The 18405-nt window shown below is 37.8% G+C and carries 15 protein-coding genes; all 15 read left to right on the forward strand.

The genetic code is table 11. From position 1 onward, the window contains the following. Positions 1–15 precede the first annotated feature (15 nt). The 15 genes from B0X70_RS24385 to rfbC all read left to right on the forward strand — a co-directional run bounded on the left by B0X70_RS24385 (position 16) and on the right by rfbC (position 18403). Entirely contained in the window at positions 16–603 is a 588-nt protein-coding gene (locus B0X70_RS24385) for an acyltransferase (RefSeq protein WP_036811315.1), read from the forward strand. A 14-nt stretch (positions 604–617) separates the two neighbouring features. Continuing rightward, positions 618–1688: a DegT/DnrJ/EryC1/StrS family aminotransferase gene (locus B0X70_RS24390; RefSeq protein ID WP_217470557.1), complete on the forward strand. Its 1071-nt coding sequence runs from the start codon at positions 618–620 to the stop codon at positions 1686–1688. 5 nt (positions 1689–1693) lie between these two features. Beyond that, the gene (locus B0X70_RS24395; RefSeq protein WP_246593380.1) at positions 1694–2557 is read left to right on the forward strand and encodes an oligosaccharide flippase family protein; all 864 of its coding nucleotides are present in this window, start codon (positions 1694–1696) and stop codon (positions 2555–2557) included. A 360-nt stretch (positions 2558–2917) separates the two neighbouring features. Next, positions 2918–4030 carry a D-glucuronyl C5-epimerase family protein gene (locus B0X70_RS24400; RefSeq protein ID WP_217470558.1) on the forward strand — a complete coding sequence of 371 codons (1113 nt, stop codon included), beginning with the start codon at positions 2918–2920 and terminating at the stop codon, positions 4028–4030. A 1228-nt stretch (positions 4031–5258) separates the two neighbouring features. Then, the gene (locus B0X70_RS24405) at positions 5259–6347 is read left to right on the forward strand and encodes a glycosyltransferase (RefSeq protein WP_246593381.1); all 1089 of its coding nucleotides are present in this window, start codon (positions 5259–5261) and stop codon (positions 6345–6347) included. 5 nt (positions 6348–6352) lie between these two features. Next, the gene (wecB, locus tag B0X70_RS24410) at positions 6353–7423 is read left to right on the forward strand and encodes a non-hydrolyzing UDP-N-acetylglucosamine 2-epimerase (RefSeq protein WP_217470560.1); all 1071 of its coding nucleotides are present in this window, start codon (positions 6353–6355) and stop codon (positions 7421–7423) included. Then, on the forward strand, positions 7420–8658 hold the full coding sequence (locus B0X70_RS24415) for a glycosyltransferase family 4 protein (protein ID WP_217470561.1): 1239 nt from the start codon (positions 7420–7422) through the stop codon (positions 8656–8658). Before wecB ends, B0X70_RS24415 begins: the two co-directional genes overlap by 4 nt. Beyond that, positions 8651–9808 (forward strand): DegT/DnrJ/EryC1/StrS family aminotransferase, encoded by a 1158-nt coding sequence (locus tag B0X70_RS24420; protein WP_217470562.1) that lies wholly within the window; start codon positions 8651–8653, stop codon positions 9806–9808. Before B0X70_RS24415 ends, B0X70_RS24420 begins: the two co-directional genes overlap by 8 nt. Continuing rightward, positions 9809–10420 (forward strand): sugar transferase, encoded by a 612-nt coding sequence (locus B0X70_RS24425; RefSeq protein ID WP_217470563.1) that lies wholly within the window; start codon positions 9809–9811, stop codon positions 10418–10420. Positions 10421–10429: 9 nt separating this feature from the next. After that, positions 10430–12304, forward strand: a complete 1875-nt coding sequence (locus tag B0X70_RS24430; RefSeq protein ID WP_217470564.1) for a polysaccharide biosynthesis protein — start codon at positions 10430–10432, stop codon at positions 12302–12304. 285 nt (positions 12305–12589) lie between these two features. Then, complete coding sequence (locus tag B0X70_RS24435; RefSeq protein ID WP_217470565.1) at positions 12590–13549, forward strand: DMT family transporter; 960 nt, start codon at positions 12590–12592, stop codon at positions 13547–13549. Between the two features lie 1343 nt (positions 13550–14892). Continuing rightward, positions 14893–15981, forward strand: coding sequence for a dTDP-glucose 4,6-dehydratase (rfbB, locus tag B0X70_RS24440; RefSeq protein WP_217470566.1), 1089 nt, complete (start codon positions 14893–14895; stop codon positions 15979–15981). Further along, positions 15981–16871 carry a dTDP-4-dehydrorhamnose reductase gene (rfbD, locus tag B0X70_RS24445; protein ID WP_246593382.1) on the forward strand — a complete coding sequence of 297 codons (891 nt, stop codon included), beginning with the start codon at positions 15981–15983 and terminating at the stop codon, positions 16869–16871. The genes rfbB and rfbD overlap by 1 nt, the downstream gene beginning before the upstream one ends. Before the next feature lie 45 nt (positions 16872–16916). After that, positions 16917–17801: a glucose-1-phosphate thymidylyltransferase RfbA gene (gene rfbA, locus B0X70_RS24450; protein ID WP_217470568.1), complete on the forward strand. Its 885-nt coding sequence runs from the start codon at positions 16917–16919 to the stop codon at positions 17799–17801. A gap of 53 nt (positions 17802–17854) precedes the next feature. Next, positions 17855–18403 (forward strand): dTDP-4-dehydrorhamnose 3,5-epimerase, encoded by a 549-nt coding sequence (rfbC, locus tag B0X70_RS24455; protein WP_217470569.1) that lies wholly within the window; start codon positions 17855–17857, stop codon positions 18401–18403. Positions 18404–18405: the final 2 nt, after the last annotated feature.

An 18405-nucleotide genomic window follows, 5' to 3' on the forward strand; every position in this document is an offset into this window, starting at 1 on the left:
TGTGGAACCGGTCTCATGTCAGCGGAACACGTAATGATACATCCCAGCGCCATTGTGGATGCAGGGGCACAAATCGGGAAAAACAGCCGTATCTGGCATTTCACCCATGTCTGTTCTGGCGCCCAAATCGGCGAGGGTTGCTCCTTAGGACAAAATGTCTTTATTGGCAATCAAGTCACTATCGGCAATCACTGCAAAATACAAAATAACGTCTCGGTTTATGACAATGTTCATCTGGAAGACGGGGTATTTTGTGGTCCCAGCATGGTGTTCACCAATGTCTATAATCCTCGCTCATTGATTGAAAGAAAGAATGAATATAAAGATACGCGAGTAAAAAAAGGCGCCACCTTAGGCGCCAACTGTACCATTGTTTGTGGCGCCACCATTGGCGCCTATGCTTTTATTGGCGCCGGCGCGGTAGTGAATAAAGATGTTCCCGATTATGCCCTGATGGTGGGGGTGCCGGCCAAACAAATTGGCTGGATGAGTGAATTTGGCGAACAATTAGATTTACCGCTACACGGCCAAGCGACAGCTACCTGCCCGCACACCCATCATATTTATCAGCTCAATAACAACATTGTCGTGCGCATTAAATAATCAAGGACCAAGGCATGCAATTTACCGATCTGGCAGCACAGCAGCTTAAAATTAAAGATAAAATTGACGCGAATATCCAGAAAGTATTAGCACATGGAAAATATATTTTAGGACCCGAAGTCGCCGAATTAGAAGACAGGCTCATTGAATATACGGGGGCGCCATATTGCATTACCTGCGCCAATGGCACCGATGCGCTACAAATTGCCTTAATGGCGATTGGCATCAAACCCGGCGACGAAGTGATTACGCCGGGCTTTACCTACATTGCCACCGCTGAAACCGTTGCGCTACTGGGCGGAGTTCCGGTTTATGTTGACGTCAAGCCCACGACGTATAATTTAGATCCAGCCCAACTCGAAGCCGCAATTACCCCAAAAACCAAAGCCATCATTCCGGTTTCCTTATTTGGTCAATGTGCCGATTTTGACGAAATCAATGCCATCGCCGAAAAATATAATCTTACCGTGATAGAAGATGCGGCCCAAAGTTTTGGCGCCACCTATAAAGGCAAGCGTTCCTGTAACCTCACTACAATTTCCTGCACCAGTTTCTTCCCCAGTAAACCGTTAGGGTGTTACGGTGACGGTGGAGCTATTTTCACCCACGATAAAGAACTGGCAAAAATTATTCGTCAAATTGCCCGACACGGACAAGACAGACGATACCACCATATCCGAATCGGGGTGAACAGCCGTTTAGATACGCTGCAAGCGGCTATTCTATTACCCAAACTGGAAATATTCGATGAAGAAATGGCATTACGTCAGAATGTGGCAGAAAACTATCATCAGGCGTTGAACAATATCGGCATCATGACCACGCCGTATATTGAGCCCCACAATCTTTCAGCCTATGCGCAATATACTGTCCGGGTTAAAAACCGCGATGAATTGCAACGCAGACTAAAAGAGCAAGGCATTCCAACCGCCGTGCATTACCCTATTCCCCTGAATAAACAACCCGCAGTGGCCAGCCATATTGATCTGCCTGTTGGAGATGAAATTGCACAAGAAGTCATTAGCTTGCCAATGCACCCCTATTTATCCATAGATTTAATTAATAAAATTGCCAGTTCAATTTAAAATCTATGAATTATAAATTATTGAGGAATATATCTGGCTTATTACTCTCATCATTATTCAGCCAGATATTATTACTGCTATCAACACCGGTATTAACCAGACTATTTTCACCTGAAGAATTAGGTATTTATGCTTCATTTTCATCGCTTTTAAGTGTTTTTGCCGTCGGTGCTTGTCTTCGTTATGAGTTTTCAATCAGTGCATCAGGAAAAACGCGTGAAATTAATTCACTAATCACATTATCTTGCATTATTCCCATAACCATTAGCTTGATAGTTATCACTGTTATTGCAATATCTAATATCCCAGAAAAGATAATTATAGGAAATTATATATACTATATCCCGCTAGGTATTATCACCTATGGATTTTATCGTGCAGTCAGTTTTAATAGTATAAGAGACAAGCAATATCATGCTCTCTCTATCACTAAAATAACGCAAACCGTTGCCATGATTAGCACTCAAATCATTGGCGGTATTGCCCATTTAGGCGCAAGCAGTCTCATCTTAGGCCAAATATTAGGTCAATCATTAGGTGTTCTATTTTTAGGTAAAAAATCCAAATACCGTTTTATCATCAACAAAAATGAATTTAGAAAAATAAGACTACTGGTTAAGAAATATTATAAATTTCCGGTTTATGATTTTCCTGCGGCCTCAATTAACACATTAAGTAATGAACTGCCTCAATTATTTATCATGTCCACTTATGGACTAAAACCCGCAGGATTTTATTTAATTGCATCGAGAATATCAGGCGCCCCAATTACACTATTAACCCAAACCGTTTCGTCTATATTACAAGGATATTTAAAAGACACGATTACATCACCTTTTTTAAAGATAAAAAAACATTTTATTGCCTAACGCTCATTGCTATTTTATTTGCTATCGTGACATACTTCGCGGGCATACCCATTATAACCTTTATTTTCGGTGAAGAATGGCTTGAATCAGGTAAATATCTATTATGTTTAATACCGCACTTATGCGGACAAATAATATATTCATCGTTATCGATATATTTATCCATTTATGAACATCAGAAAAGCAATTTATTTATTCAAACAATATCGATTATATTAAGATTAATCGCCCTCCTTACTGGATATCTATTAGGCGATATTTATCTTACCCTGTTATTATTTTCACTCACCAGTTTTGTTCTTTATATGGCGAGTACAGTTTATATTTTAAGATTATCTTTCATGCGTAAAGAAGGTTAAAATGAAGAAAAGTAAAAATATAATAAAAATAATTCCCTATATCATTATCGTGATGATTGTCAGCTATACATTTAATAAATATGCTTATGAATTAGATGAATTCAACGGGAATATAAGAAGTCTGGTCATGAAAGGGAAATTTTCTCAACGCGAATTTAATAGCAATGGTTTTCCATTATCCCATTCACCTCATATTCCTAAGCCATTCCTATCCCCATTTTATGTTGTTCACTATGGCCTGATATACTCTTCTTTAGGTTTAAATAAAGATAATGTTAATATATTATGGCGAACCGATTCATCCTTACCCGGCTGGAATGTACCCCCACCTGAATTCAATCAAGAAGAACTGATAGCTAATTTTAAGTTTTCAGCCGACTGGTTATTAAATAATATAAAATTATTTCATGGTGAAAATCATTACTTATATGATTTCGATTGGTCATATAAAGGCTATAAAAACAATAAACTCTTTGCCCCTTGGTGGTCTGGATTAACCGATGCTTATGCCATTATTCTCCTATTAAGAGCTTATGACCATTTTGGCGATAATAAATATCTGTTAACTTCAAAATTACTCTATCAATCATCACTAGCACCTATTCATAAAGGCGGAAGTTTAACAACATTAGATAATATGCTCTGGATTGAAGAATATGTTGATCCTCAAGCCCATTCAGACCAATTGGCTTTTGTATTAAATGGTATGATCTACTCTACTTATGGTATCGAATCCTTTGAAAATTATCTAAACATAGATGAAAGCAAAAGATTATCCGATAATTTATATAAATCGATCAGCCATAATATATTTAAATTCGACATAAAAAACGAATGGTCCAGCTATGATTTAATTGGCAATCCCTGTAATATTAAATATCATAAAATACATACCCTTCTTTTAAAAGATCTGATAGATAGAAATCAAAATTTTAAAAATAAAAAAATAATAGACTTATATAACAACTGGAATAAATCCGCCGCTAATAGCGGATATTATTACATAAAACATGGCCCTATTAGTTGGGCATACTATCAATTTATCACTATGTATCTCCTGTCTATCTTAGTATTATCACTCATTTACTTCTTGATCAGAAAAAATGCAAAATAATATTAAAATAATCCTGAAAATATTTATCTATCAGGTTATTATCTACCTGAATTCAGTGCTTATATTAGAAACCTTTCATGAGATAAGAGGCTATAATATTACCCCACAAGGTTACTTAAGTATTTTTTTCTGCTGGATATCATTCTTACCACTCATTTTACTCAACAACCAAAAAATCCCGTGATGGTTTTTTTATGGTTAATCTATATCACTTACATTATACCCATATCAATTATATTCCCACTGATTAATTCGGCCTCTATCAATTCAATCATTTTCGTATGCACAATAAACATATTATTTTTCTCATCAATATTATTTTTTCGGATAATAGATAGAATAACGATGCCAAAACTAAAAATTCCGTGGGATTTATATAAAATACTGATAATAGGATGTGGTATTATTGTACTCTTATTCGTCATTAGTAATCCTGGATTAAGTTTAATACCCCCTAATATCTTTAAAGTTTATTCCGTGAGACAGCACTTTAAAGACAGCACACCGCTACTCACTATGTACATCATCACCAATGGGGGATATGTTATTTCACCATTGCTACTATTAGCATCACTCTATATAAAAGGCCCTATTAGATATATCCTCATTACAATAAGCATTATGATTTCCTATTTAATCTACAGCTCTTCAGGATTAAAAAGCATAGCATTCATGAATCTCGCTGTTATCGTTCTATTCTTCTATATAAAAGGAACAAGATCGATAAGTAATTCAGTGATAAATATCATTCTCTATTTATTCCTGACCGCCGGGATATTATATTTTGTTTTCGATTTCTATGATCCACTGATACATTGGCTACGCAGAGTATTCTTCACACCCACATTAAACACCTATTACTTTTATGACTATATTTACAACACTAATAGTGAATTTACGACAGAAGCACCTCAAATAGTTTCTCAGATCTATTATGGCACATCAGGATCGGCGAATACCGGCTTTATTGGAGACGGCATCGCCAGATACGGCACACTGGGTTTAATCATAAACTTTTTTATATTTAATATGTTGCTCTTTGCCATGAACCTGAGCTCAAAAAAAGTTCCATTTGAATTTTCAACAACACTCTATTTACCCTTTGTCTACACAATATCCAACTCAGCGATTACAGCACTGCTACTGACATATGGTCTGCTGGCATTAAGCATATTATTATTTTATTCCCGACGAAAACTAACAAAATATCCTTATGAAAATTACACATATGACCTCTGTGCATTCGCGTTTCGACATCCGTATTTTCTTAAAAGAGTGTTCTGCCTTACAAAAAGAACATGAGGTCTCCCTTATTGTTGCAGATGGTAAAGGTAATGAAGTCAAGAATAACATTGCTATCATTGATGTCGGTATATTACCCGGTCGATTAAATAGGATCTTTAAAACAACCAATAAAGTTTATAAAAAAGCATTAGAATTAGACGCTGACTTATATCATTTCCATGATCCAGAACTCATCCCTATCGGATTAAAATTGAAAAAGAAAGGTAAAATAGTCATTTTTGATGCCCATGAAGATGTCCCTAAACAAATTTTTAGCAAACCTTATTTAAATAAATTTACCCGGGTTATTATCTCTAAATTATTCTCCCTCTACGAGAAATATGCTACGCCTAAATTTGATGGAATTATTACAGCTACTCCATCAATAAGAGATAAATTCTTAAAACTCAATAACAACACCATAGACATAAATAATTATCCAATATTAGGCGAATTATATAATAAAAACGCCAACTGGCATGAAAAAGAAAAACAAGTCTGCTATGTCGGCGGCATTTCTGACATTAGAGGTATAGCCGAGATGGTTGAATCCCTCTCTTACCTTACAACAAATACGACAATGAAATTAGCGGGCAATTTTTCTGACAAAAATTTAGAAAATAAAATAAAAAGTATGAAAAATTGGCACAAAATAGATGAGCTGGGATTTTTAAATCGCATAGAAACCAAAAAACTTTTATCTAAATCTATTGCGGGTATCGTTCTATATCACCCACTCCCCAATCATATTGATGCCCAACCCAATAAAATATTCGAATATATGAGTGCGGGTATCCCGGTTATCGCTTCAAATTTCACATTATGGAAAGATATTGTTGTAAAAAACCATTGTGGCATTTGTATCGACCCATTAAATCCTAAAGAAATCGCTAATGCGATAGATTACTTGTCAAATAACCCTGATATAGCGGAAGAGATGGGTCGCAATGGGCTTATAGCAGTCAATGAAAAATACAATTGGGATATTGAACAAAATAAACTTAACAAATTTTACCAACACATTGGACGTTAATCGATATGAAAAAAATTATTACCGTATTAGGCGCCAGACCGCAATTCATTAAAGCAAGCCCAGTATCTCGCGCTTTAAAAAATCATAATAAATTTAAAGAAATTATCATTCATACAGGTCAACATTTTGATACCAATATGTCTGATATATTTTTTAATGAATTAGCCATCCCCAAACCCGATTACACCCTCAATATTCATGGCGGCTCGCACGGCGAAATGACCGGAAAGATGCTAATCGAAGTTGAAAAAGTACTTATCACAGAAAAACCGGATGCCGTCATGGTATATGGTGATACAAACTCGACTTTAGCTGGCGCACTAGCCGCGTCTAAATTACATATTCCCATTATCCATGTTGAAGCCGGCCTACGCAGTTTTAATATGCAGATGCCCGAAGAGATAAACAGAATATTAACCGATAATGTGAGTTCAATTCTATTCTGTCCAACAGACATTGCCGTCAATAACCTACAAGCAGAAGGCTTCGGCTCAAAGCCCGTTCATATCAGAAAAGTCGGTGATGTCATGGAAGATGCGGCTTTATATTTTAGCCAAATGGCCAAAAAACCCGATGGGCTGGATTCCATACAAAACTTCATATTAACCACACTCCATCGTGCTGAAAATACCGATAACCAAGCACGTTTAACTGCAATTGTAAACGCCTTAAATGATATACATAAAAGAATTGCTACTGTTATCATGCCAATTCACCCAAGAACTAAAAAAATGTTAGCGCAATACGACTTAAATTTAGATGTCCATTTAATTGAGCCAGTGGGATATTTAGAGATGATCTGGCTACTCAAAAACACTACTCTGATTATTACCGATAGTGGCGGACTACAAAAAGAGGCTTTTTTCTTCCGTAAACCTTGTGTAACCGTGAGAGATCAAACTGAATGGGTAGAACTCATTGAAACCGGCGTAAATAAACTCTCAGAAGCTGAAAATAAAAAAATAACCCAAGCCGTTCATAACATGATAGGGACTAATATGGACTCTATTCAATCCATGTATGGCGGCGGTATCGCCGCGACAAGAATTGCTGACGAATTAGAAAAATTACTATGAATATCGTCTATATAAACCATTATGCGGGTTCGCCGGACCTGGGTATGGAATTTCGCCCATATCATTTAGGGCAAGAGTGGATTAAATCTGGACATAATATTACCCTACTCGCAGCCTCTTATTCTCATGTCCGAACAAAACAACCCAAGCTGATAGATAATAAAAAAACCACCGAAAATATTAACGGATTAGAATATGTCTGGTATCCAACCCCGAGCTATAGTGGAAATGGGTTATCCAGAGTCAAAAATATTTTCTCTTTTTTGCGACAAATTTGGTTTGATAGTCATAACTTAGTCAAAAAATATCGACCTGATGTTGTCATTGCTTCAAGTACCTATCCGATGGATATCTGGGTGGCAAAACGTATTGCTCAAAAAGCTAACGCTAAACTGGTCTTTGAACTGCATGATTTATGGCCTCTTTCACCCATAGAATTAGGTGGCATGTCACCGAAACATCCCTTTATTCAATTATGTCAATTCGCTGAAAATGCGGCTTATAAATATGCGGATGTGGTTATTTCCATGCTTCCAAATGTACAAGAACATACAAAAGCACATGGATTAGACCTCAGAAAATTACATATTATCCCTAATGGCGTGGTTGTAGAGGATTGGACAAATCAGCTTACGCCATTAAACAGTTTACTAGAAGAACTTATTATAACCGAAAAAAATAAAGGACATAAAATTGTATGCTATAGCGGAGCTCACGGCCGCCCAAATGCGCTAGAAAAGCTACTAAAAACGGCTTCGCTTCTTCATGACAAACCGATAACTTTCTTATTAGTCGGCACTGGCCTTGAAAAGGATAAATTAATAAAGGAATCTCAATTACTGGGAATAAATAACGTTATATTCTTTGATCCGATCCCAAAAACTCAAATCCCAATACTACTCAATAAAATTGACATTGCCTATATAGGATTACAAAAACAATCATTATTCAGATTTGGCATCAGCCCTAATAAACTTATCGATTATATGATGGCGGGCAAACCCATTTTATGTGCGATTGATGCCGGTAATGACCCTGTTTCCGAAGTGAATTGCGGTATCACCGTTAAATCAGGCAAGCCAGAAGACATTGCTCAAGCCTTATTAAAACTCAGTGAGTTATCAACTGACGAATTAAACCAAATGGGGCAACAAGGTAAAATTTACGCTTTAGAAAATCACGCTTATTCCGTATTAGCAGACAATTTCATAAAGGCTACCATTAATCATGAATAATAAATTCCTTCCTTTTGCATTACCTGAAATTGGACAATCTGAAATTGATGAAGTTATTGACTCACTTAAAACCGGTTGGATAACCACCGGACCTAAAACCAAAAGATTTGAACAAGATTTTGCACAATATTTAGATTCTGATGTTGAAGCCATTGCAGTAAATTCAGCAACAGCGGGATTGCATTTAGCGTTGGAAGCCATTGGTATTCAGCCGGGTGATGAAGTCATTGTTCCGACCTACACCTTTACGGCAACCGCAGAAGTTGTCCGTTATTTAGGGGCTCACCCTGTTTTTGTTGACTCTTTACCTGACAGCCTGAATATTGACCCAATAGCAATAGAAAAAGCCATAACCGCCAAAACTAAAGCAATTATGCCGGTACACTTTGCGGGTTTATCCTGTGATATGGATGCCATTATTGCGTTAGCTAAAAAATTTAATCTACGAATAATTGAAGATGCCGCCCATTCATTTCCAACTTTATATAAGGGAAAGAAAATTGGCACACTAGACACTGATGTCACCGTATTCAGCTTCTACGCGAATAAAACCATGACGACAGCAGAGGGCGGCATGCTAGTCTCCAGAGATCCAGATATCATAAAAAGAGCAAAAATAATGCGTCTCCACGGCATTAGCAAAGACGCCTTTGATAGATATCAATCTAAAATACCTGCCTGGTATTATGAAGTGATTGAACCAGGCTATAAATATAACATGCCAGATATTTGTGCATCTATCGGCATCCATCAACTACAGAAAATAAACACTTTCCACAAGAAAAGAGAGGAGATGGCGAAACTCTATGATGATGAATTAAAAGATCTGCCCATTATCTTACCTACTAAGCCTAAAGAACCTAATAGCCAACACGCCTGGCACCTATATACCATAAGATTAAATGATGAAGTCAAAATATCCAGAGATGACTTTATCATAAAAATGGCAGAAAAAAATATAGGCTGCTCTGTCCATTTTATTCCACTACATAAACAACCCATCTGGAAAAACACCTATTCTCTTAATGAAAACAACTTCCCAATCGCAGAAGAAAATTTTAAAAGAATTGTATCTATTCCTTTATATACAAAAATGACAAAAGAAGACCAAATCTACGTTATCAAAACAATTAAAGAGATCTTGGCATAAATGACGACATATTATTTAGCTATAAAAAGGCTTTTTGATTTTATTTCTTCTCTCATTGGACTCATCCTATTACTCCCTATTTTAATCACTATTGCTATCTGGATAAAAATGGATTCAAAAGGACCCATTTTTTTCCGACAAAAACGAGTGGGCCAATATAACCAAGATTTTTATATTCACAAATTTAGGAGCATGACGACGGGATCGGAGCAAAAAGGACAACTCACTATCGGTCACGATCTGCGTATTACCCACTCAGGAAAATTTATACGCAAATATAAAATTGATGAATTAGCTCAACTGATTGATGTTGTTCGAGGAAAAATGAGCTTAGTCGGGCCAAGACCCGAAGTACCACAATTTATGGACAAATATCCAGATGATGTCAGAAACAAAATATTATCGGTAAAACCCGGCATAACAGATTTGGCTTCCATAGAAATGATCGATGAAAACCAAATACTAAGCCAATATAAAGATCCTCATCAAGCTTATATCGATATTATTATGCCAATAAAAGCCAAGTACTACTTAGAATATATTGATAAAAAGTCATTTTTCTATGACCTAAAGATCATTTTTAAAACAATTTACAAAGTAGTGTTTAGGTAATTAACCATTATGAACAAGAGAATGTTTTTCAATCAAGATAGATTAATCAAAACCCTCGTTCTTCTGATTGTAGATATATTTATTATCATTATTTCATACTGGCTAAGCATGTGGCTACGCCTTGACAGAGAAGTCCCCATCTACAGCTTACAACATTGGTTAACGATTATATTCACCATACCTTTAACGCTATTTATTTTCTTAAGAATTGGCTTCTATAGATCCATATTAAAATATGTCAACATGAGTATATTGAAATGGGCCATTATTGGTTCATTTCTATCTACTCTATTATTGACCGCAATTTCCTTATATCAACAAGCATTTTTACCCAGAACTGTACCAATTATCTATTTTTCTTTTCTGGTTATCTCACTCTGCGGCACAAGATTTGTCTATAGAACGCTACGTAATTTAATAAAATATAAAGGCGCGCCTGTTATCATATATGGAGCCGGAGAATCTGGCCGGCAACTCTTACCCATATTAAGAGAACATAGAGAATTCAACCCTATTGCTTTTATTGATGACAATATTAAATTACACAATTTATCTATTCATGGGGTTTATGTCTTCTCTCCAGAGAAGATAACAAATTTAGTAGAAAAATATAATATAAAGAAAATATTATTAGCCATACCCAGTGCATCAATATCTAATAGAAAAAAAATACTTGAAAGACTCCAAAAAGAGCATTGTGAAATCCTCACCATCCCAAGCTTCAATGATCTGGTTGAAGGAAAAGCGCAAATAAACTCACTGAAACGTGTTTCCATTAACGATCTGCTAGGAAGAGAACCGGTTAACCCACTACAAAGTTTACTCAGTAAAAACATCAAAAACAAAAATGTGCTTATTACCGGCGCCGGAGGTTCAATCGGATCAGAATTATGCCGGCAAATCATCACTCAATCTCCTTCGCAACTGGTCTTATTTGAATTAACCGAATATTGCCTTTACTCAATAGAAAAAGAGTTACAAAAGATAAATTCAGATAGAGATCTGAATATAGCGATTACTGCAATTTTAGGTGATATAAAAGATTCAGACAAGATAACCAGAATAATCAATAAATTTAATATTAATACCATATATCACGCTGCGGCATATAAACATGTTCCACTAGTAGAAATGAATACCATAGAGGGCATTAATAACAATATCTTTGGCACCCTCTCACTGGCTAAAGCCGCAGTTAATCAAAAAGTTGACAAATTCGTATTAATCTCTACTGACAAAGCCGTCCGCCCGACAAATACAATGGGCGCAACAAAAAGATTTGCTGAACTAATACTACAAGCTTTTGCTAAAGAGAACAGCCATACAAAATTCTCAATGGTTCGCTTTGGCAACGTCCTTGGTTCATCCGGTTCCGTTGTCCCCCTGTTTGAGAAACAGATAAAAAGTGGTGGACCGATAACCCTCACCCACAAAAACATTACCCGTTACTTCATGACGATCCCGGAAGCCGCCCAATTAGTCATCCAGGCAGGGGCACTGGGCAATAATGGCGACGTTTTTGTTCTCGATATGGGAGAGTCAGTAAAAATTTATGATCTCGCCCGAAAAATGATCCACCTTTCCGGCCTGACAGTGAAAGATGAAACCAATCCTCATGGCGATATCGAAATCAAAATTACCGGATTAAGACCTGGTGAAAAACTTTATGAAGAGCTATTAATTGGTGATAATGTTTCTGGCACCAATCACCCAAGAATAATGACAGCCAATGAAATTTTTCTGACTTGGGATAAATTAGATCCATTATTAAATAACTTAAAAACATCTTGTGAAAATTACGATTTTAAAAATATTAGGAAGATCCTCATCAATGCGCCTATTGATTTTCATCCTAAAGATTACATTTACGATCTTCTAAAATAAAATCCATAAATACACTCATGCCATGAAGCTGGCTAAAAGCCACATTACCGACATTAACCTTCTGGATAAACAATAATCCTACGAAACCTTTAACACACGAACAATTAAAAATCACATAATTCAGAAAACAAAAATAACAAGCCAACAAAAAACTCATTATTAGATATATCATATGCATTATACTTCCTTCAAATCCTCCCTCAATAAAGGAAAATGGTTAAACATCTGGAAATTATGGGGCTAGCCCCTTGGCATGAGTCTATAAATTTATGAAGCAATACTCAAATGGCTATATTCACTAATAATAAAATAACAGCCAATGCCTATGGACTCTCCTCTGGTGTCTTCTGGGGGCTAAGTGGCGTACTTTTCGCATTATTACTAAAAAACACCGCACTTTCCTGTTGTCTTTTCATTCCTATCGTACTCGCTTTCCTAAATGATATGATTTCATGTGGATATATGTTTATATATCTTATAGTTAAAGGAAAATACCGAGCGATATGCCTTATCCCCAAAAACAAGAAAAATGGGATAATTATACTGGCGGCTATATTTGGCGGTCCAATTGGTATGTCTTGCTATATTTTAGCTATTCAATACATTGGTATTAGCTACACAGCAACTATCTCGGCCACCTATCCTGCTATTGGCGCACTAACTTCTTTCTTCCTACTTAAAGATCGCATTCACCTTATCGGTATATTGGGACTAATATTAGCCGTTGTATGCACTATGATATTAGGTTACTCAGCATCAACTCAAACAATATCTGGCTGGATCGGCTTCCTTTTCGCTTTTATATGTGCACTAGGCTGGAGTTCCGAAGTTGTTATCAGCTCTTATGGCATGAACAAAGATATACCTGCTGATATTGCTTATTTCATCAGGCAATTATCATCCTCAGTGGGCTATTTAGTCATTATCATATTATTCATTCACTCTTTTCCTAGTATTGTAAATATATTCTCAAATACAAGATTATACTCCTTATTATTCTTCACTTCTCTGGTAGCCACGCTATCGTACCTCTTCTACTACAAAGCAATCTGCATGCTCCAACCCATCCGTGCGATGAGTTTAAACATCACTTACGCCATCTGGGCAGTCATCTTTGCTTGTTTGCTGGTAGATGAGCCTATCTCTATAAAACTAGTGCTCCTATGTGTAGGAGTCTCTGCCGGATCATTCCTGACTGCTGTAAATCCACTTAACATCAAAAAATTGATTTTGACTCTTAAATGAATGCGATTCTATTCGTATCAAGTTTAGGCTCGCTTTAATGTTATAGTTAAAGAAAACCACTAAAATTCTAATTACCTATAAAAAAATTACCTATCAATATCAAGCATTCCCTAATCTACACCAACCACTCCCCTCTCTTCTCTAGCCTTTTAGATAACAATCACTATTGAGTTTCTACACCTTCAAAGATTACGGATTTCAGAATCAGGAACATCGTTATCCCACCAATCACAATGCTAAATAAACATAATGTCACAATTAAGCTTTACTACCGAATGGATATCACGGAAATATGGCCACATCCCGAGACGAATGGAATAGCAACAAACCTGTTGAAAAATAAGGCATCATAGTACGTTGTTGGTAAGGTCTATCTGCCACTCCATGAGCAGTAATACAAATTTCAGCTAACTGTATTCTACCAATTAGTTAAACAAGTTGGCTGTTAAGCTTGACCCAGATAAGTTTACAGTCTAATCTCCCCTCAACTAGTTAAAAAATCTTATCCCCCATTACTTTTTGTTAAGACAGACAAAAGTATTGAAAAATCAGTGCAATAGATAAGATTACCGAACATTGCAGGCACTCTGGGAGCCAAAAACCTAGTGCGGTAGCTTTACTTAATGATTCTTAAGATGTTGATTTAGGTTTTTCATTTCTAAGATACATACAAGAAAACTTCTACATGTTAAGCAAAAGTTATTAAATAATTTCATTTAGTGGTTTTCGTTAAAATTAACCCATACTCAAAAACAATATATTGATTGGTCAAATTAATATGAAAGGCTTATCTTAGCCAGTGGTTCCAGTCCCTATAACAATGTGTATATCTAAACAACTTCTCCCTGTATATGACAAACCAATCATGCATTATCAGTATTGATGCTAACAAGGATACAAGATTTTCTTGTATTACAACTCATTGAAGATCAAATAAGCTTCAAATGCCTTTTGGGTAACAGAAGTAGCTTAGGAATAAAGATTAGTCATGCGCCGCTTAGAACAAATTTGAAGGATCAGCCCAAACATTCATTAATTCGTGATAACCAAGGAAATGATGTAAAAGTCTCTTCTATATAATGGCCTGAGCACACTTGGATAATGAAAAAACATTTAAGACAGGGTTCAATAAGGAAAGCCGTAATATAAATACATGCTATCTGTCAAATGCTCTTGTTGCTACACACAATGTTTCGTAGCCTTTCCTTAGATAACAACAAAGCCAAAGTTGTTAGCATAAGATTTTGCCGCTTTGGTCAAGGATGAGAATAACAACACGTTATCTATCGGCTATCGGCATTATGAATATGCCACATTAACTTTAAGTAAAAGAGAGATATTTAGTGAAAATACTCGTCACTGGTGGTGCAGGATTTATTGGTTCCGCAGTTGTGCGCTATATAATCAATAATACACAAGATAGCGTGGTTAACATTGACAAACTGACTTATGCCGGCAATCTGGAATCTCTTATCGAGGTCCTCAACAGTGAACGTTACTCATTCGGACATATCGACATCTGTAATCGAGTAGAAATGGACCGAATACTTGCTCATCATAAACCGGATGTAGTTATGCACTTGGCCGCTGAAAGCCACGTTGATCGTTCAATAAATGGACCTGCTGACTTTATCAAAACCAACATTGTAGGAACTTATATCCTCCTTGAGGCCATTCGCGCCTACTGGTCTGGATTGGATGAGGTACGAAAAGCCACATTCCGTTTCCACCACATTTCGACCGATGAAGTATACGGAGATCTTCCACATCCAGATGAAATCGTTCAGGATGAGAAATTACCACTATTTACTGAGACAACCCCTTACACTCCAAGCAGCCCTTATTCTGCTTCCAAAGCATCTAGTGACCATCTAGTTCGTGCTTGGCATCGTACCTATGGTTTACCAACCATAGTCACCAACTGCTCTAACAACTATGGCCCCTACCATTTTCCAGAGAAATTGATTCCGTTGGTTATCCTCAATGCGTTGGAAGGAAAACCTCTGCCTATCTACGGTAAGGGCGACCAAATCCGAGACTGGCTCTATGTCGAAGATCATGCTCGAGCCCTCTACAAAGTTGTCACTGAGGGAAAAGTTGGGGAAACCTATAATATCGGTGGTCACAACGAAAAGAAAAACATTGAGGTAGTTCATATCATTTGCGACCTCCTTGATGAAATCAAACCAAAAGCTCAAGGCTCCTACCGCGATCAGATTGCGTATGTAACAGATCGTCCGGGACATGATCGCCGTTATGCTATCGATACCAGCAAGATTAGCCATGAGTTGGACTGGCAGCCACAAGAAACCTTTGAGAAAGGGATCCGCAAGACCGTTCAATGGTATTTGGACAATCAAGCATGGGTCAACAATGTGAAAAGTGGTGCTTACCAATCCTGGATTGCCGAGCATTATGGGGAGAACAAATAATGCATATACTACTGTTTGGTAAAAATGGTCAGGTGGGTTGGGAATTACAACGTGCGTTAGCACCTTTGGGAAGAATTACAGCACTTAACGTTACTGCCAATGATTACTGCGGTGATTTCAGTAATCCGGCTGGGATTACTGATACCGTTCGGTTACTCAAACCTGATGTGATTGTAAACGCTGCTGCACATACGGCGGTAGACAAAGCAGAATCAGAACGAGAATTCACCGAACTACTTAATACCCGCAGTGTGGAGGCTATCGCCAAAGAAGCCCAAAAATTGGGGGCCTGGCTGGTTCATTATTCTACTGACTACGTGTTTGATGGCAGTGGCGAGCAGCCTTGGCGTGAAAATGACATACCAGCTCCTATCAATGTCTATGGCGAAACTAAACTAGCCGGTGAAATTGCGGTACAGGCTCATTGTAAGAAGCATCTTATCTTCCGAACCAGTTGGGTTTATGCGGCTCGTGGAACCAACTTTGCCAAGACTATGCTGAAACTGGGCAAAGAACGCGAGACACTCTCCATCATCAATGACCAATTTGGTGCACCGACTGGTGCAGAATTACTGGCTGATTGTACGGCTCATGCGATCCGCGTGGCACAACAGAAACCAGAAGTGGCTGGACTCTATCATTTGGTAGCATCGGGTGAAACTACCTGGTTCAACTATGCTCAGCATGTGTTTGAACAGGCTCGATGCGCTAGTGTTGAATTGGCTATCAGAGAAATTAAGCCAGTATCTACTTCCGCATTCCCTACTCCTGCACAACGCCCATACAATTCGCGGCTCAATACCGACAAGTTTCAGCAGACTTTTGATTTAATACTTCCTGACTGGAAGGCAGGAGTAGACCGCATGCTGACCGAAATTCTGGGGCAGTAAGCCAGTACTGACGATATTTTTATTTACGATAATCAATTAAACAGTATGACAACACGTAAAGGTATTATCCTTGCGGGAGGATCGGGTACCCGCCTTTATCCCGTTACTATGGCGGTAAGTAAGCAGCTGCTGCCCATCTACGATAAGCCCATGATCTATTATCCGTTGAGCACGCTGATGCTGGCTGGGATAAAAGACATTCTTATCATCAGCACACCGCAAGATACACCTCGGTTCAAGCAATTGCTGGGAGATGGTAGTCAATGGGGGCTCAATCTTCAGTACAAAGTACAGCCAAGCCCTGACGGTCTGGCGCAAGCCTTTATCCTTGGCGAGGAATTTATTGGTGAAGACGCTTGCGCCCTAGTGCTAGGGGACAATATCTTCTACGGTCATGACCTACAAAAGCAACTGGAACAGGCAACTGAAAAAACAAATGGCGCAACAGTCTTTGCCTATCATGTACTCGATCCAGAGCGTTATGGTGTAGTAGAGTTTGATTCTGAAGGGAGAGCTATTTCCCTGGAAGAGAAACCCCTAGAGCCGAAAAGTAACTATGCGGTTACCGGCCTCTATTTCTATGATAATCGTGTGGTGGAGATGGCTAAGGAACTTAAACCTTCCAAGCGTGGTGAACTTGAAATCACCGATATTAATCGTCTCTATCTTGAGCAAAGCAATCTATCTGTAGCCATGATGGGGCGAGGCTATGCCTGGCTTGATACGGGGACTCACCAGAGTCTGATCGAGGCGAGCAACTTTATCCAGACTATTGAAATCCGTCAGGGGCTTAAAGTTGCCTGCCCTGAAGAGATTGCCTATCGTAAAAAGTTTATCAGTGCTGATCAGATCATTGATCTAGCCACTCCATTGGCCAAAAATGCCTATGGTCAATATCTACTAAAAATGGTGGAAAGAGATAAACAATAAATTATCAAGGGAAATAACATATTCCCCCATACTCATACTTAAAGATATATCCGATGAATGTAATCAAGACAGCTATACCCGACGTATTAATATTCGAACCCAAGATATTTGGAGACGAACGCGGTTTTTTCTTCGAAAGTTTCAACCAGAAAGTCTTTGAAGAGGCAATTGGGCGTTCCACAACGTTTGTTCAGGATAACCACTCTAAGTCTAGTAAAGGAGTGCTACGTGGACTTCATTATCAATTGCATCCCTACGCTCAGGGTAAATTGGTGCGCTGTATCGCAGGTGAAGTTTTTGACGTGGCTGTTGATATTCGTAAGAGTTCTCCCACCTTTGGGCAATGGGTCGGTGTTCATCTGAGTGCAGACAACAAACGTCATCTTTGGATTCCAGAAGGATTTGCGCATGGCTTCTTCACTTTGACTGAAACAGCAGAATTTTTATATAAAGCAACCAATTATTATGCACCTCAGTACGAAAGAAGCATAATGTGGAATGATGAGAATCTTTCGATTGACTGGCCTTTAGAAATAGCACCTCAACTTTCCGCTAAAGACCAAACCGCTCCAGCATTTACAAGTGCACAATATTTCGAGTAAAT

This window comes from Photorhabdus akhurstii, assembly GCF_019090985.1.
Classification (GTDB): Bacteria; Pseudomonadota; Gammaproteobacteria; order Enterobacterales; family Enterobacteriaceae; genus Photorhabdus; species Photorhabdus akhurstii.

What these genes read in the sequence shown, in the direction of transcription:
- B0X70_RS24385 (WP_036811315.1), top strand. Translation starts at nt 16, where the DNA reads ATGTCAGCGGAACACGTAATGATACATCCCAGCGCCATTGTGGATGCA.
- B0X70_RS24430 (WP_217470564.1), top strand. Translation starts at nt 10,430, where the DNA reads ATGAACAAGAGAATGTTTTTCAATCAAGATAGATTAATCAAAACCCTC.
- B0X70_RS24395 (WP_246593380.1), top strand. Translation starts at nt 1,694, where the DNA reads ATGAATTATAAATTATTGAGGAATATATCTGGCTTATTACTCTCATCA.
- B0X70_RS24425 (WP_217470563.1), top strand. Translation starts at nt 9,809, where the DNA reads ATGACGACATATTATTTAGCTATAAAAAGGCTTTTTGATTTTATTTCT.
- wecB (WP_217470560.1), top strand. Translation starts at nt 6,353, where the DNA reads ATGAAAAAAATTATTACCGTATTAGGCGCCAGACCGCAATTCATTAAA.
- B0X70_RS24400 (WP_217470558.1), top strand. Translation starts at nt 2,918, where the DNA reads ATGAAGAAAAGTAAAAATATAATAAAAATAATTCCCTATATCATTATC.
- B0X70_RS24405 (WP_246593381.1), top strand. Translation starts at nt 5,259, where the DNA reads ATGACCTCTGTGCATTCGCGTTTCGACATCCGTATTTTCTTAAAAGAG.
- B0X70_RS24435 (WP_217470565.1), top strand. Translation starts at nt 12,590, where the DNA reads ATGGCTATATTCACTAATAATAAAATAACAGCCAATGCCTATGGACTC.
- B0X70_RS24420 (WP_217470562.1), top strand. Translation starts at nt 8,651, where the DNA reads ATGAATAATAAATTCCTTCCTTTTGCATTACCTGAAATTGGACAATCT.
- B0X70_RS24390 (WP_217470557.1), top strand. Translation starts at nt 618, where the DNA reads ATGCAATTTACCGATCTGGCAGCACAGCAGCTTAAAATTAAAGATAAA.
- rfbD (WP_246593382.1), top strand. Translation starts at nt 15,981, where the DNA reads ATGCATATACTACTGTTTGGTAAAAATGGTCAGGTGGGTTGGGAATTA.
- rfbA (WP_217470568.1), top strand. Translation starts at nt 16,917, where the DNA reads ATGACAACACGTAAAGGTATTATCCTTGCGGGAGGATCGGGTACCCGC.
- B0X70_RS24415 (WP_217470561.1), top strand. Translation starts at nt 7,420, where the DNA reads ATGAATATCGTCTATATAAACCATTATGCGGGTTCGCCGGACCTGGGT.
- rfbC (WP_217470569.1), top strand. Translation starts at nt 17,855, where the DNA reads ATGAATGTAATCAAGACAGCTATACCCGACGTATTAATATTCGAACCC.